Annotated in this window: 13 protein-coding genes; 8 read left to right on the forward strand and 5 right to left on the reverse strand. The window is 45.3% G+C overall.

Features of this window, described 5'->3' with window-relative positions; translation table 11 throughout:
- Window positions 1-75: 75 nt before the first annotated feature.
- The 4 genes from HL061_RS05950 to HL061_RS05960 form a co-directional block, all read right to left on the reverse strand.
- The gene (locus HL061_RS05950; RefSeq protein WP_071002243.1) at window positions 76-564 is read right to left on the reverse strand and encodes an META domain-containing protein; all 489 of its coding nucleotides are present in this window, start codon (window positions 562-564) and stop codon (window positions 76-78) included.
- A gap of 689 nt (window positions 565-1,253) precedes the next feature.
- On the reverse strand, window positions 1,254-1,385 hold the full coding sequence (locus HL061_RS13980; protein ID WP_269778230.1) for a hypothetical protein: 132 nt from the start codon (window positions 1,383-1,385) through the stop codon (window positions 1,254-1,256).
- 173 nt (window positions 1,386-1,558) lie between these two features.
- Complete coding sequence (locus tag HL061_RS05955; RefSeq protein WP_071002244.1) at window positions 1,559-2,659, reverse strand: lipase secretion chaperone; 1,101 nt, start codon at window positions 2,657-2,659, stop codon at window positions 1,559-1,561.
- A 27-nt stretch (window positions 2,660-2,686) separates the two neighbouring features.
- Complete coding sequence (locus tag HL061_RS05960; protein ID WP_071002245.1) at window positions 2,687-3,763, reverse strand: triacylglycerol lipase; 1,077 nt, start codon at window positions 3,761-3,763, stop codon at window positions 2,687-2,689.
- Window positions 3,764-4,059: 296 nt separating this feature from the next.
- Here HL061_RS05960 and map point away from each other — a divergent pair, with 296 nt between their 5' ends.
- Window positions 4,060-4,854: a type I methionyl aminopeptidase gene (gene map / locus HL061_RS05965; protein WP_071002246.1), complete on the forward strand. Its 795-nt coding sequence runs from the start codon at window positions 4,060-4,062 to the stop codon at window positions 4,852-4,854.
- Window positions 4,855-5,095: 241 nt separating this feature from the next.
- Entirely contained in the window at window positions 5,096-7,852 is a 2,757-nt protein-coding gene (glnD, locus tag HL061_RS05970) for a [protein-PII] uridylyltransferase (protein WP_071002247.1), read from the forward strand.
- A gap of 35 nt (window positions 7,853-7,887) precedes the next feature.
- Here glnD and HL061_RS05975 read toward each other — a convergent pair whose 3' ends face one another.
- Window positions 7,888-8,559 carry a hypothetical protein gene (locus HL061_RS05975; RefSeq protein WP_071002248.1) on the reverse strand — a complete coding sequence of 224 codons (672 nt, stop codon included), beginning with the start codon at window positions 8,557-8,559 and terminating at the stop codon, window positions 7,888-7,890.
- A 253-nt stretch (window positions 8,560-8,812) separates the two neighbouring features.
- On the opposite strand from HL061_RS05975, the gene dapC reads away from it, so the two are divergent.
- The 6 genes from dapC to HL061_RS06005 all read left to right on the forward strand — a co-directional run bounded on the left by dapC (window position 8,813) and on the right by HL061_RS06005 (window position 16,198).
- The gene (gene dapC / locus HL061_RS05980; RefSeq protein WP_071002249.1) at window positions 8,813-10,045 is read left to right on the forward strand and encodes a succinyldiaminopimelate transaminase; all 1,233 of its coding nucleotides are present in this window, start codon (window positions 8,813-8,815) and stop codon (window positions 10,043-10,045) included.
- A gap of 142 nt (window positions 10,046-10,187) precedes the next feature.
- Window positions 10,188-12,134, forward strand: coding sequence for a DUF294 nucleotidyltransferase-like domain-containing protein (locus HL061_RS05985; protein ID WP_071002250.1), 1,947 nt, complete (start codon window positions 10,188-10,190; stop codon window positions 12,132-12,134).
- A 34-nt stretch (window positions 12,135-12,168) separates the two neighbouring features.
- Window positions 12,169-12,774: a 3'-5' exonuclease gene (locus tag HL061_RS05990; protein WP_178379268.1), complete on the forward strand. Its 606-nt coding sequence runs from the start codon at window positions 12,169-12,171 to the stop codon at window positions 12,772-12,774.
- A gap of 99 nt (window positions 12,775-12,873) precedes the next feature.
- Window positions 12,874-14,862, forward strand: a complete 1,989-nt coding sequence (dacB, locus tag HL061_RS05995; protein ID WP_252962619.1) for a D-alanyl-D-alanine carboxypeptidase/D-alanyl-D-alanine-endopeptidase — start codon at window positions 12,874-12,876, stop codon at window positions 14,860-14,862.
- 152 nt (window positions 14,863-15,014) lie between these two features.
- Window positions 15,015-15,500, forward strand: coding sequence for an ABZJ_00895 family protein (locus tag HL061_RS06000; RefSeq protein WP_240365933.1), 486 nt, complete (start codon window positions 15,015-15,017; stop codon window positions 15,498-15,500).
- 149 nt (window positions 15,501-15,649) lie between these two features.
- Window positions 15,650-16,198, forward strand: a complete 549-nt coding sequence (locus HL061_RS06005) for a YetF domain-containing protein (protein WP_240365932.1) — start codon at window positions 15,650-15,652, stop codon at window positions 16,196-16,198.
- Window positions 16,199-16,251 lie beyond the last annotated feature (53 nt).

The raw sequence follows: 16,251 nt of genomic DNA on the forward strand, positions 1-16,251 counted from the left end.
AAAAAAGCCCCACATATTAGTGAGACCTTATCAAATCTAACCAGAATGTCTATATCGCTTTACTCAATCACCAAGTTATTTAGAGACAGCTTTAAAGTAAGCCACTTGATTGTCATTTTTGATGGTTAAGACAGGGACATTTTTGGCATTTTTACTGAGGCTGTATTTGCCTTGTACGGTTGCTAATGCAGCTTTATCAAAACTGGCTTTCGGCTCAGGACAGGCCATCATTGTGCTGATGCCGTTTTTGATCTGCACATCACCATTGACGACACTGTAGCCCGCGCTCATATTGTTGCACGTGTTCATAAATGCCACGTAGTTTCTACCATTGTCGTTCATGAAGCTCAAAGTGAGCGGCTTGGCTGGATCAAAGAACAGCTGAGACACCTGTTCACCGTTGCTACGTTTGGCATCAACCAATTGCCAATTGTGCGCTTGTAATGCCTCTACAGTGACGGGCTGACTGACTGGCGCAGGCAAGGTAGCCGTTGTCTGGCAACCAGCGGCAAGAGCACTAACTGAAAAGGTAGCTGCCATCATCACTTTAGTCATATTTTTCATATACATTCCTTTTTTATTGAATCTTAGATTAACACATGAAGTGCAATACCAAATGCAAGGTGAAAAAAAGACCTAGATGCGCTAGCATCAAAGTTTTTATCCACCGACCAAAGTGAGATTGCAACCATGAGCTATACACATCTAAGCCATAATGAAATACAGGACATTGAGAACAAACTAAACAACAGACCAAGAAAACGATTAGGGTTTAAAACGCCTATGCAGGCGTTCTATAATATTAATTAGCGTTGCACTTGGTGTGTTAATCTAAGAATCCAAAAACCTTGCCGAGCATAAGGTCATACTTGACACAAGACCCAACAAGCGCATTCAGAATTTTGATTTATTATGGTAATTGTCTTATTCACTGTTTCAGACAGTAGCGATATTTTGTTTGACTCACCAGTGACTGTCATTATCAATTGAGTAAGTATTTAGCGGATATTTTTTGCCTCATACATACTACTGACTACTGATATTTACTATTGACGCTATTTCCCAGTGATAATGTCACTTTTCTTGATGAGGTTTTATTTAAACCTTCTCTTGGCAGATGTCAGCTGATACAAAAACACTCCACTAAATAGTGAAGTGTGTTTATCGTGCGACTATCGCATCTGATGACTGATATCGTTTATCGAAACCTTAAGTAATACATATAGGTCTCAGTACACGTATTAGCAACTGCTTTAGATCACATCTGTACCAGTAATATTTGGCTCTTCAGTCGCAGGCACTGTCATACTTGACATCGACTGGCAACCGACGAGTACCGTTACCATGACAATACCAGTCATCAATGCTTTGGTTAAGTTTTTCATATAAGCTCCTAGAATCGTTTTAATAGACTGTTGGTTCAATTGAAAGATTACTGTCATTTTACTAAGGCTATAAATATCAGGCCGTACTTCTCCCAATGATCATAGCTTATTCACACTTTTAGCATACCCATCTCTCATATTGCTGTAAGTTAATTAATGTTAAGGAAATATGCTTACTGGGTTTTGGTTTCCTGCAACGCTGCATAACCGGATAAACGCTTGCGCTCAGCAGCATCAAACAACTGCTGCTCAAGTTGGTCTATCTGAATTTGCGCCTCTGCTGGATTGGCACTTTGACTCAATAGCTGCCCCTTTTGTGCTTCATACTGAGTAAAGCGCTGATCAAAATTGGCATCTTCTTGATCGACTTGGGCTAGCCTCGCCGCTGCGGCCTCGCCAACAAGTTCACGACGCATGTTATACAAGGCTTCAGGTGACGCTCCTTGCGCTTTCATCTGTTCAGTACGAGCCATAAGCTCATTAAGATTGGCTTGCTGCATGATATTGGTTTTGATCGCACCATCTGGTAGACGGCTCACATAATCTTGTCTGGCAGCCTGTTTCTGTGCCTCACTCATTTGCTCATTTTGATTGATTCTGACCATCTCCATACTATAGTCATCATAACTATCGCTAGCACCAAAGAAGGCTTCGATGGTGGTTTTGTCAAAATACTGCTGACGTAAACTCGCCACATCCTGCTTTTGCTGAGCAATGGCATTCAAATCTAGCTCACCATTTTTGGTCGCTTGCAGTTGCAGATTGCCATAACGCTTTTCTATCTCAGGAAGCGCTTTGAGATACGCCACATATTTGCCAAAGATAGCGACCGCTTGGCTGGCAGCTGGCTCTGGCGTGTGGTGACGGATATAACTCTCGACACGCGCAAAAATAACGGCTTCGTCCTCCTCTCCTATTGCTGATAAAAAATAATCGAATAAACGCCGCAGACCTTCAGTGACGACCAACTGCTTGTTTTCATCGATGATGATTTCGCCATCCACTTGCGTGCCCTTTAATGAGGCTGGCAAACGCTCCAATCCAGTGACAAATAAAGCATCGCTTTGAGCAAATGGTGCCTCAGCTTGAGTATTGCTTTGCGCCGTGGACAGTGTACTCTCAGACTTATCAGTGGGTGAAGCAGATAGCGACTGCTGAGTCGCCATCGGTTTATTATCTGGTTTAAACCACACAATCACCGCCGCCGCGATGACTATGATGACCACAGCGATGATAGCGATTGGTAAATAGGCTGGACGACGATTATTCGACATAGATGAGAGTTCTTTTTACAAGTCAGCTTAAAGGTTGGCGTTTTTTAGGCGATTGACCTGAGTACGATAGATAGATTTTGGCTCAGACTCGCCCCATGCGGTCAAACCTAATACCTGATCGGCTGAATCTAGATGGTTCATGATGTAGTTGTCACGAATCACATACCCAAGTCGGCTTGAGCAGACAGAGACCAGACCATCATTGGCATCAGATAAAAACGGTACGCCTGTTACTGCAAGCAGATAATCACTAGGGTCAAGGACGCTTGTGACTTGCCCAACGCCACTAAATGAATAATATTTGATACCGTTTGCAGAGGTACTGGTTGGCTGACCACAGTAACTTGTTGGCATTGCTGCGGGGAATTTGGCATTGAATTTGGCCGCACCATCGGTTGATAGCGCCATGAGTGCTTGCCAGCCATCTTGCGCTTGTATCTCTTTAAAACTGATGCCTGATCCCACATCTGTAAAGCCGCCAATCAAATTAAACACCCCTGATACTAGCTGTGTCGTAACGTTTGATGGCTCACCTGTGTCATTGTTTGGTTCAAGGACGTTTTTGACAAAATCGGCTGTTTTTGAGCCTTGCTCTGGGCTTGATACGGCGGTGACCGAGGCGACGTATTTTGGCGCAACGCCAGCGACATAGCGGATGTCTATACCGCCTTGACTGTGCCCAAACAAATTGACTTTTGGATCGCCTGAAATGGCAGTGATGGTTTTGACTTGCTGTAATAGCTGCTCGCCGCGGACTTCACTATTATTCACCGCTGATGTTTTGGTGGTGTACACCTCTGATCCACCTTTCATCAGCTCACTAGGAATCCCGTTGAAATAATCAATGACGCCAAATAATTTGGTAAAGCCGAAAAGTCCATGCGCCATGACCACTGGATACTGAGTTTTGGTATAATTAGAGGTAAAATACTTGCTGTCGACTAGCGTACAGCCATTGGCGTTGGCACAATTATAGTATTGGCCTGCCGCTTGCGCTGAGGTGGTTTGCATTGTCATTAACAGTACACCAGTACTGATAGAACCCAGTATTGGTAAAAATGCTCTTGGCGTGAGCGCGGCGCGAATAGATGAGGAAAGCGTCATAACAACATCCTTGTTATCATTAATTGTGATTATCTTTACCTCATAGTATCGGCAAAGATGGCAGCTAATCCCTTTAGCATGCAAAATTACATTACTTATATATTCTGCAAGATTCAACTAAATTTTCAAAATATGAATATATTATCGTGACTAAAGAGTCACAACCGTCTCTACCACGCGGTAAAGCAATTATTATCAATAATAATGATAGGTTCACTATCACTTAACATGAAACTGCCATTCATCCATTTATGGTATAATCTATCCACATTAAACTCATAATTATAAGACAGATGATGATGACTAAAAAATCCCTTATCCAGTCCCCAGAGGCCATAGAAAAAATGCGTGTGGCCGGCAAACTTGCCAGCGACGTCCTTGTCATGCTCGACGAACATGTCAAAGTTGGCGTCAGTACCGAAGCCCTCAACCAAATCGCTCATGACTATATCGTCAATGTGCAAAAAGCCATTCCTGCGCCGCTGAACTACAATGGCTTTCCTAAGTCTATTTGTACATCCGTCAACCACGTGGTCTGTCACGGCATCCCAACCGAAAGCAAGCTACTCAAAGATGGTGATATCATCAATATTGATGTGACCGTGATCAAAGACGGCTACTACGGCGACACCTCAAAAATGTGGATCGTTGGTAACGGCTCTATCATGGCGCAGCGTATCTGCAAAGTCGCACAAGACGCGCTTTATGCGGGTATGAGCGTGGTCAAAAACGGCGCGCGTCTCGGCGATGTCGGTGCAGCGATTCAAGCAGTGGTCGAGCCTGAGCGCTTTAGTATCGTTCGTGAGTTTTGTGGTCATGGCATCAGTGATGAATTCCACCACGAGCCACAAGTCATGCACTACGGCAAAAAAGGCACAGGCTTTGAGCTAAAAACGGGCATGACCTTTACCATTGAGCCGATGATTAACCAAGGCACGTGGCAGACTAAGATTTTGCCAGATGAGTGGACAGCGATTACCAAAGACCGCAAACTGTCCGCTCAGTGGGAGCATACGATGGTCGTAACCGACAATGGCTGTGAAGTATTTACCACGCGCCCTGAAGAAGATTTGAGTTTTTTGACACAGTAAGACCATAAAAGATCGCCTAGGCGGTCTTTTTTTTGGCCGATGGTTAGCGTGTATCGAGTTAGGACAGATTGAGTATTGTGCTTACTGGCTTTTTGTCTTTATACTCGATGATGTAATCCCTTATTGTGGTGCCTTTATTCATGCATGCTATTTGAGACTTTTATCAGCATTCAGTATGCTGTTGGTGCGCCGCTTTTTAGCCCAAACGTTTTATTTTTAAACTCTTAACTGGATAACACTCATGTTTACTTGTGATGTCGCTTCTATTGATCTAACGCCCCTACCGCTACTATCAAATGATACGGCGACAGATAACTCGCTGTTGTCAGAGCAAAATACGACAGATAAAGCGCTGCTTGGCATTCCTGAATGGCTGGCACAAATCAATGAGGATATCAGCCGTGCCCTTGAGCGTGGTGCCAATATCCGTCAATTGGTCGAAGCACGTGCCTGCGCGATTGATAGCTTACTCATTGCGCTATTCAAATGGTTTGAGCTAGATAAGACGGATTTGGCATTGTTTGCAACGGGTGGCTATGGACGCGGTGAGCTGTCGCTTTATTCAGATATTGATATCCTGCTGTTATCTCCTGACGAAATTGGCGCTGATGCCAGTAGTAAGATTGATAAATTGGTCGCATTGCTGTGGGATATCGGGTTGGAGCCTGCGCTGTCTGTACGTAGCGTCAACGATGCGTTAGAAGCTGCACTTGACCATACGATAGCCAGTGCCCAGCTCGAAGCTCGATTGTTAATCGGCAATGAAGCACTGCGAGATATGCCCATCCAAATCGTTAACAAGCAGTGGTCTCCTCGTGCCTTTTTTGATGTAAAAATGGAAGAGTCCAAGGCCCGTTATCTACAACATAATGCAACTGAGTATAATCTTGAACCCAATATCAAAACGGCCCCAGGTGGTTTGCGTGACATTCATATCATCGGCTGGGTGACCAAACGCTATTTTCGTGTGGGCAAGCTCTATGACTTGGTACAACAAAACTTTTTGACCGAAAAAGAGTTTGATGAGTTAAGCTTTGCAGAAGGCTATCTATGGCAGATACGGCATTATCTGCATGTGCTGACCGGACGTAACGAAAACAAGCTGTTGTTTGATTATCAGCGTGAGATTGCTCAATTAATGGGTTACGAGACCCAGCCAGATGACCAGCCCAATGCGGCCGTTGAACGCTTTATGCGTGATTACTATCGCTGTGCCATGCAAATATCAACGCTGTCTGAGATGCTGACCAACCACTATTATGAGACCATCATAGAGCCCAGCCTGCCTGATGATGAGCGCCCCAAAAAACAGCCGATCAATGCAAGATTCAACCGTGTTGGTGATCATATTGCTATAGCGCACCATCGGGTTTTTGCTCAGCATCCTGAATCTATTTTAGAGATGTTCTTATTAATGGGTCAGCACGGTATCGACAAGGTTCGCACCCATACCTTGCGGGCGCTAAAAATTGCAGCACGCGGCATTGACCAGACCTATAGAGACAACCCTGTTCACAAAGCTTTATTTTTATCTAATCTAAAAGAGCAAAACTATCTGTTCCATCGTTTGCGCACCATGAATCGCTATGGGGTATTGGGCAACTATATTCCTGCTTTTGCGCAAGTCACGGGTCTGATGCAATATGATTTGTTCCATCGCTATACGGTGGACGCGCATACGTTATTTTTGATTCGAATTTTGCACCGCTTTACCGATCCTATGTTTTCTGAAGAGTTTCCACTGGTCAGCACTATTTTTCAGCGCATCGAACGCAAAGAAATTTTGGTACTGGCCGCGATGTTCCATGATATCGCCAAAGGTCGTGGCGGCGACCATAGCGAGCTTGGTCAGACAGAGTCCATTGAGTTTTGTCTGTCACATGGCATGAGCTTAGCCGACGCCAATTTGGTTGGCTGGCTGACTCGCTACCATCTATTAATGTCGATTACCGCACAGAAAAAAGACATCTCAGACCCTGAGGTGGTGACTGTCTTTGCAGACCTTATCGGTAATGTGACGCACTTGAATCATCTGTACGTACTCACCGTTGCTGATATGAATGCAACCAACCCACAGCTATGGAACAGCTGGCGGGCAACGCTGATGAAACAACTCTACTCGCAGACACGGCGCATTTTGCGCGCCGATATTGATGCGCCGACCAATCGCCAAGATATGATCAGCGCCACTCGTGCGCAGGCGCTCGCGATGCTAGACAATGTCAATAATCAGCACATGAATCGCGAGGAAGTATTGCGACTATGGGACGATTTGGGCGATGAGTACTTTTTACGAGAGATTGCAGAAGACATCTTGTGGCACACCGAAGCCATCTTAAACCATCCACCGATTGGGCTTGCTTCTAATGCGGATAGTCCGCCACTGGTGGTTTTGCGTGAGCATCGCGAGCTGGCACTGGATGCCGTACAGGTATTTGTCTATACCCAAGATCAGATGAATCTGTTTGCCGTTACGATGGCGGTGTTCGATCAGATGAATCTTGATGTATTAGATGCCCGTATTATTACTGCTACCCGCGACTTTGCCTTGGATTCTTATGTGCTGCTAGATCCTAGTGGTACGCTGTTGGTCGATGAAGACAGTCAACAAGAACTTAAACAGCGCCTGATTGATGCCTTTAAAGATCCAACAGTACTAAAGCTCACCAACAAACGTATGCCACGTCAGCTCAGGCATTTTGAAGTGGCTACGGTGATTAACTTTGAGTTTAATGAGGCATCTGACCAGCATATCATGAGCTTAGAGACATTGGATCAGCCAGGACTCTTGGCTCGGGTTGGACAGATATTTTTGCAGGAGCAAATTGAGGTTCATGCGGCTCGTATTACGACCTTAGGCGAGCGCGCAGAAGATATGTTTTATATCAGTGACCAAAATGATAAGCCCTTATCTGCTGAACGACTTGATGCGTTAAAATCAGCACTGCTCGCCAGCCTAGCGACCAAAAGAGAAAACAACGTGGTTTATAGCTATTAATTGAATGACAACATCTTTGATGACAAGAGCGCGCTTTACAGCGTGCTCTTGTATATTATATTGTCAGCATGTTCTATCAGCTCTACATCAGCAAGCTCTGGTGGTAAAACACCTACTTCAAGTAGCTGCTGCTCCATGATTAATCGTCCAGCCTTGATTTCTTTTTGTAATAAGCAATGCAAGCTTGATAAATGAAACTCGCCATTAAGATAGTCACCCAGCTGCCTCAAGGAAATGGGCGACTTGGCATGCACGTCAGGATACAGACTATCCTCTGCCAAAATAATCATTTCATTGAACGTCTCTTCACGCATCAGTTCATCATTGTCTATCTCATCCTGCAACTTATTCGCCAGACGGCCTTTCGCTGCAAGAATACCAACAAAAAATATAGTCTGTAAGATAAATAAAGCAATGTATTGCCACAAAGATAACGATAGATTCAACATATTATTTAGCAGCATCAGCGCCATGGCGACAACCACGTAACCAACCAACTGCCATAGTAACCACATGATTAAGCTATTTTCGCCATACCAAAAGATTTTCTTCTCTTGATGCTCAATCAATTGCTGCCTCGCCTGCCACCAGCACGCTTCACGTTCTTTTAGCAGCGCATATACGTTAATAGGATGCGCACCTGCATCAGGAGTGTCATTATTGATATTTTTAGCGATGAAGTTATTATGATTTAGTACACTAGGCATATCAAACTGTCCTTAAAATGATCTGTCTCTGGCACTGACAGTCATCTTTTATATTGTTATAAGTTATCAGACGCGAAGCGTTCAATGCGCTTTGTAAGTACGACTGAATGGGCTATGATAAGGTCAGCCGTTCAAGCACAATAAATTCGCATTCACGTTATGAGAAGAAAAAGGCAAAAGAGGTATTACACTGCTCTAATGTAAATTTTCTTTATAACTTTATTATTAATTGTCTATTATAGTTATCACACTTATGAATCACAACTTAAAGCATCTACATCCTTATCCCTTTGCCAAGATGGCAACCTTACTCGCTGACAGTATACCTGCCGACGGTTACAGCGAAATCAAGCTGGGTATTGGTGAGCCAAAACATGAGCCACCAGCATTTGTACTGGACGTACTACGCGAAAACTTGGACAAAATAAGTCGTTATCCGACCACCAATGGTATGTTTGAGTTACGTCAGACGATTGCGCACTGGTTAGAGAAGCGTTTTTTTCTTAGCCATGTCGATGCCAACACCCAAGTTTTGCCAGTAATGGGTACTCGCGAGGCCATTTTTAGCTTTGTACAAGCCGTCATAAATCATGATACCGCTGATAACGAAAGCACGTCCTCTTCAGCCTCTAATGCGTCGTCTTTGGTTGTTATGCCCAATCCGTTCTATCAGATATATGAAGGTGCAGCAATATTGGCACAAGCGACGCCCCATTTTGTTCCCTGTACGTTAGACAATGACTTTAAGGGGGATTATCGCGCGGTGCCAAAAGACGTTTGGGCACGCACGCAGCTTGTATTTGTCTGTAGTCCGAATAACCCAACGGGTTCGGTTATGACTATGGAGGATTGGGAATATCTCATTCGTTTATCAGACCAATACGGTTTTGTTATTGCCAGCGACGAGTGCTATAGCGAGCTGTATTTTGATACTGCTCCGATTGGCTTACTGCAAGCTTGCGCGAATCTGGGTCGCCGTAATTTCAAAAACTGTATCGTATTCCATTCGTTATCCAAACGCTCGAACCTACCTGGTTTACGCTCTGGGTTTGTGGCGGGCGATGCCAAGATTTTGCAGTCTTATTTGCAATATCGTACTTACCAAGGCTGTGCGATGCCGATACCGCATCAGCTTGCCTCTATCGCTGCGTGGCAAGATGAAAAGCATGTCGCACACAATCGCGCCCTTTATCAAGAAAAGTTCGCGCTATGGATGTCAGAGCTTGGCGAGTTGCTAGATTTGCGCATGCCAGAAGCTGGATTTTATTTTTGGATAAAAGTACCTGAACCGTTCGATGGCGATGATGAAGTATTTGTCAAAGCATTATACGAGCAGGCCAATATCCACGCATTGGCAGGACGCTACTTGTCACGCGAGGTTGATGGGAATAATCCTGGAAAAGGCTATGTCCGTGTTGCTTTGGTCGCGAGTGTCGAGGAGAGCCGCGAAGCAATCAGTCGTATTCGAAAGTTGCTGGCGGCATAAACAGCCACTCAAAAAGCTTTTATCTTGAGCTAATAAAGCAGCCTCTAATAACCACAATATAAATAGGGTTATTAGAGGCTTTTTGCATGAATAGTGCTATAGTAAAGTCTCTACTGCAAAATATACCATCAAGGATGATGCCATGCCCCATCTTGACTTTACCCAGCCGCCCTTTGACGTACTGAGTCTAGCTGAACGTCAAAGCATCAGAAAAAACACGAAGATCCGCTATCTTGCTAGAGATGAGATCCTACCCGCAGCAGACTTGCAGTATCTATATGTGGTCATCAAAGGACAAATTGAGCAATCACTGGGTGGTGAATTTGTCGCCTCTTATTTGGGCAGCAACCATTCTGATGAGCCAAACAATAATGACTGGTTTGATAGTCGCCGCTTACCTGAGTCACTCATAAAAAATGGTGTGCCAGAAAGTAAAAACACGCCTATACAGCCGTACCAGTTTCGGGCCAGTGAGGAGACATTGCTGCTACAAGTCGATGGTGCCACTGTCGATAAAATCAGCGCGCAAAATCATCTGGTACGCCAAATGCTATCAGACAAGCTACCCGAAAGACTAAAGGCATTGCGACAGCGCCGTAGCAACAAAGCCCTAAACCCTGCTGGCTATACCCATCAACAAGAAGTGCAGCAAATCATGCTGCAACCTGTCATCGACGTCCATTTATTGCCAGTACATATTGTCGATGCCAATAACAGCTTGTACGAAGCTGCGCGTATCATGACCGAGGCTGGGCTAAAACACGTACTGGTACGACCGCTGAACTATGTAGAAAATATACGAGACACTGAGCAGCCAAAACTGCTGTTAGGCATTCTCACCGATACGGATATTTGTCGCGCTGTGAGTGACAGACAAGATCCCGCTATTACGCTTTGCCAGCGCTATACCAATTTTAACCTGCGTACGATCAAGGCCACTGACGAGATTGGCGATGCGTTGCTCACTATGACTCGCTATCGCATTCACAGGCTGCCAGTCATTGATAGCAGTGGTGATGTCGTCGGCGTGCTTGGACAAAACGATATGCTCGCCCACATTGGTCATCACTCACAGCTCATTAGTATTCAAATCGAGCAAGCAACCGATCTATCAAGCCTAGATACCGCAGTCGAGCTTATCGGTCGCTATATTCGTGCGCAGCATCAAAACGGTGTCAAAATCGGTAATATCAGCCGCATGGTACAGACGTTGAATGCGCAAGTATTTACCAAGCTCTGGCAGCTGATCATACCTGATGAAGTGATAAGCAATACTTGTCTCATCGTCATGGGCTCAGAAGGTCGCGGCGAGCAAATCATGCGTACCGATCAAGATAACGCACTAATCATTCGTGATGGCTATACGCATCCGGATTTGGCACAGTTTGCCGATACCTTTAATACTCGTTTGGCGATGCTTGGCTATCCGCTGTGTGATGGCAATATTATGATGACCAATCCTATGTGGCGACAACCGCTCAAGCAGTTTACCGCGCAGATTGGCTCATGGTTTAAAAACACTGACCCCATGCATGGCATCTACTTGTCCGCCATAATGGATGGTGAATACGTCTGCGGTGATGAAACCCTACTTACACAGGTACGTCAGCATTTAAGAATGGCTCACAGACAAGCCGATCCAATGTTTGTCCGGCAATTTGCCCGTGCAGCATTGCAGTTTGGCGATGTCAATCAGTGGTGGCAAAAGTTTGTGCCTTTGATAGGGGGTAAATCTATATCAGCAGATATCGATCTAAAAAAAGCAGGCATCTTCCCATTGGTTCATGGTATTCGTACGTTGGCATTAGAAAATGATGTGCTCGATGTGCCTAGCAGTAAAGATCGCCTAAAGGCATTGGTGCAGTCTCATGCCCTGACCCAAGAGCGCGCCGATACATTATTGGAGGCGCTAGAGTTTTTTATGGCGCAGCGTTTATCAGTCGCACTGTCAACCGATGACAAACAGGCAAGGCAAGTCGATCCAACGACACTAACCGCACTAGAACGCGACCTGCTCAAAGAATGTCTGGCCGTGGTAAAAAGTTTTAAAAATCAGCTGCGTCAACACTATCAGTTAGAAATAGCATAAATATAGCAATAGAATAAATAAATGGATGATCAACATGAGCTGGTTACAGCAGTTATCTTGCGCTTGGCAAAAGACGCAGCTACAGCGTCCGGAGCTGGCATCAATGTTCACCACACCGTCGGCTGAGCAGTGGGTAGCGATTGACTGTGAAATGACTGGCCTGAACCCCAAAAAGCACCATTTATTATCCGTGGCAGCGATACATATCAATGGCAATACGATCGATACGGGTAATGGCATGCACTTAGTTTGCAGACCGCCTGTAATGCCAGATCGGGATACAATTGTCATTCATGGTCTGCGTACTGCTGATGTCGAGCATGGCATGAGTTATGACGAGATGCTGGCTCTCTTGTTACCTTTTATTGATAACCGACCCATCGTCGGGTTCTGCACACAGCTCGACATGGTATTTTTAAACCCTTTGGTCAAACGCTATATGGGAACGACCCTGCCCAACAAAGTCATCGATGTGCGTCAATTATACAGTCGACGTATGGGCGACCGTACGCAAGGTATTCCCAATCAAACGCAGCATTTGACTAATATTCTGGCGCATTATGGTATTCCTGAGCTTGGCGCGCATGACGCTTATAACGATGCAATAATGACGGCGATGGCATTTTTGCATGTACGCTAGCCTTTATTATTGACGATAAAATTGAGCTTCTGAGAGCATATGCGAAAACAGCAACTCATGTTACCATAAGCAGTTTTTGCCACCTGATGAAAGATGCTCATGCGATACCGTTCAAAGCGCGACCATCAGTCGCCCATTACTGCCAAAACTGCCGCAATCTGTAGCCGTGTATTACCCTTTCACTTATCTAATAAACGTCTGGCTACCCTCACGCTATTCGCCACGATGATCATAGCGCCTGCTTATGCACAGGCGGCTCTACCAGCCCCCATTGAAGCATCATTGTCACGTGCCAATCTGACAGCGTCTGATATCAGTCTTATCGTAACGCCTGTGGGTAACAAAAATGCCAGTCGACTGCCCGCGTCTGTGCAAGTGATTGATAGCCGTGATACAGATCGCCAATCGACGCGACCCTCTGACTATAACGCTGTGACTGCTAATGAAAACAATAGCAGCCAAAATGTGACAAAGACAGATAACCTAGCGACCAACATCACCACTCATACTGACTCACAAAGCGCGCTAATCACTATTGAACAGCGTACGATTGAACAGCATGAGCGAAAAATACATACGTATACTAATGATCCTTATACGTATCAGAGTGTAGAGAGCATACCGACGGTTGTACCTGATGAGAACCCCTCCCTTACTAATGATGACAATAGCGCAGTGAGCACGGATAATGCCTCGGTAAAAATCTCCTTTTCACCACTATTGAATCATCAGCCTGATGTACCGCGCACGCCTGCCAGTACCATGAAGTTGGTACCCACTTTTATCGCGCTTGATACATTGGGGGCAGGTTTTGTATGGCACACGCGGGTTTATCATACGGGTATACAAGTCGGTGATACCTTGATGGGCGACTTGATCATTCAAGGCAGCGGCGACCCTAAGATGACTCATGAGCGATTAAAGCAGCTCCTTTATCAAGTGCAAGCGGCGGGTATTCGCCATATCAATGGCGATATCATCGTTGATAGCAGCATTTTTGAGTCGGTGAGCAAAGATCCTGCCGCCTTTGACAATGCGCCACTGCGTCCTTACAACGCCAGTCCAGATGGGTTTTTGGTGAACTTTAGCACCGTCGGTATCAAGACTCACCCTTTGGACAACGACCACGCAAGCTTGACTTATAAGCCGCGACTGGCTAACTATCAACTCCCTAATAAGATCCGCACACGCGACGCGGCTTGCGGACAGGTAAGCTACAGCCTATCGCCGCAGTGGCAAGCGGAGCGGCTAGCACTCAATGCTAGCCTGCCAAAAAGCTGCGGTGAGCATGTGTTTTATGTGGCGTATCCTGATGCCAAAACGTTTGCCGCACACGTCATTGCTGCAAAATGGCAAGCACTAGGCAATACACTGAGCGGACAAGTGATCTCACAAGAAACCCCTTACGATGCCAAAAATACTTCAAAATTAGTACATGGTCTCACGGCTATTACCATGTCGCCTTTGCCTATGGTCAGCTATCCTTCATTGGACTTAACGCAGCAAATTTATGACATCAATCATTTTTCAAACAATGTCATGACAGAGCAAGTTGCCTTATCCATCGGCGCTTATGACACAACTGAGCGCGCCAATATGCCTGCTAAAAACAGCACGCAAAAGGCCGCCAGCTTGTACCAGTATCAGCCGATGCATACTGACTATCTTGCAGCGCTAACACACATCAGCCAATGGTGGCAAACCAACCTAAGCACACCGCCACCTTATTTGACCAATGGCTCGGGACTCTGCCGCGACTGCACCATCACCGCTGCCAATCTAAGCGAGCTGTTGACTTACGCTTATAATCACCCAAGCTTTGATGCGTATGTAGACTCGTTAGGTATCGCTGGAGTCAGTGGCACCATTGCCGCTCATAGTGAGCGACTACCTGACTCAGCAGCGATTGGCCGAGCGTGGATAAAAACAGGCACACTAAATAATGTCACATCGATGGCAGGTTATGTCAAAGGATTATCAGGTCAAGACTATGTGGTTGTCGGACTCATCAATACCGAGCAAGCGCTCAATCCTTATACGGCAAGACCTGTATTAGATGCAGTACTTGACTGGACCGCTCAGCGCTAATGGTTTTGCTAAAGCGATGCTTAGTGAGCAGTAGTAAAGCAGCAGCAGATATTTTGACGCCCGTGGTATGATTATTTGCACAGCAATTATGACTGCTATGTTTATGAATACATTTTTAAAACTTTTATTTTTACCTTTATAAAGGCAAGCTTATGTCACGCCAGACAACCAATCTCAGTAAGCCTCGCACGCTTGCGTCAAGTCAGCCTAAACTGGCGCAATATATTGGGTTTTTCGCCATTGGTTACATCCTTGCCAGCGCCATATTTATGATGATTCAGACCAAGATTGCGCTTAATTCGCAACTGGTCATGGTCGTCTCTATCATCGTCGGTGCCTATATTGCTGTCAGCAAATTCATCAAGCATCAGCAGCGCGCTTTGGCTAAAAATGAAATCAACCGGCTCATGTTTGGCGGTGTTGCGGTGGTTTGGTTATTGACGGTCCTTTATTTTTTAGCCATATGGTTTTTGTTATTTGATGGGGTTAGCCGTGAGGTATTACTCGAGATGGCTATGGCGCGGCCTTTGCCCTTGCTTTCTTCATTGGTGCTGATGCTGGTATTCACCTTGGTCAGTACGCGTATCAGCCTATGGGCCATCAACCATTTCTTGAACCCTGCTCCCAAAACAGTATGAGCACACCAGACCATCTACAACGAGCATAACCGACCACCTACAAGGTAATACAAAGTTTTCTCCTAATCATAGGTAAAATCCGTTAGGCTAACTTTGAGCAGTCAAATTTTAGCGATTATTTGTTTTACTTTATAATAGGAGCAGACATCATGGAAATGGTTTTTTTTGACAACATAGATAAGCTCGGTCGCATTGTTTTAACGACCTTTATGGTCTACGTGTTGATCGTGTTGGTGACCAAAGCCTCTGGTAAACGATCGACGTCACAGCTCAATAACTTTGACTGGATCGTGACCGTCATGATTGGCTCATTGGGTGCCAGTACCATTTTGCTCAAAAGCATCCCTTTCATCGAAGGGGCTTCGTCGATACTCGTACTGTATCTCTTACAGTTTTTGATAACCAAATACGCCTCTATCTCACCGCAATTTAGAAGTGTTATTCTGTCTGATCCACGTATTGTCTTTTATCAAGGGCAGTTTTTGCCAGAAGCGATGCGTGCCGAGCGCCTGACTCGTCAAGAAATCGAATGTGCGATGCGCGCTGAAGGGGTCAATAATTTTGATGATATCGAAGCCATTGTCTTCGAGTCTGATGCCAAACTCAGCGTGATTCCAAAACAACGCCAAGCCGATACGAGTGATGATGAGCAGGATGTAGATCATAGCGTGTCAGAGACCATTACCCCTTTGATGTAGTGATTAGATACTTGAGCACTGATAGCCATCAATACTCAGATTCAGTGCTCGAA

The organism is Psychrobacter sp. PSP, from assembly GCF_024085615.1.
Lineage (GTDB): Bacteria > Pseudomonadota > Gammaproteobacteria > Pseudomonadales > Moraxellaceae > Psychrobacter > Psychrobacter pacificensis.